The organism is Agrobacterium sp. ST15.16.024 (genome assembly GCF_027956545.1).
Taxonomy (GTDB): domain Bacteria; phylum Pseudomonadota; class Alphaproteobacteria; order Rhizobiales; family Rhizobiaceae; genus Agrobacterium; species Agrobacterium cucumeris.
Genome location: NZ_JAQKGO010000062.1, coordinates 1 through 308, shown reverse-complemented (window position 1 = coordinate 308; position 308 = coordinate 1). Strand labels below are relative to the sequence as shown.

The window sequence follows — 308 nt, the reverse complement described above, 5'->3', positions numbered from 1 at the left end:
CCTATATGCTGATCCTGTTCGTACCTGCGGTATATGACGGGATGATGACATGGCGAATTAAGCGGACCAACTTCGATTATGCGAGTCCGGTTCTCCATCGTTATAGCGTTCGCGGAACGATGTACCTGATGGCCGGATTGTTCATCGCGTTCTTCATCCCCATAGCGCTCGATCCGGTTGTCATCCCGATGACAATGATGACGTGCTGTGTCCTGGTTGGCCTGACGTTCGGCAACCTCCAGAAACGGGTATAGGGAGGGAGGATGAGCTACTCCGTTATAAATCAAGATGGGGTGCATCTGTGCGAC

The 308-nt window shown here is 52.3% G+C and carries 1 protein-coding gene; it reads left to right on the top strand.

What is annotated here, in order from left to right:
• Positions 1-254, top strand: a 254-nt coding sequence (locus PL640_RS25640; protein WP_271363885.1) for a DUF4400 domain-containing protein, incomplete at its 5' end; no start/stop codon positions are given.
• Positions 255-308 lie beyond the last annotated feature (54 nt).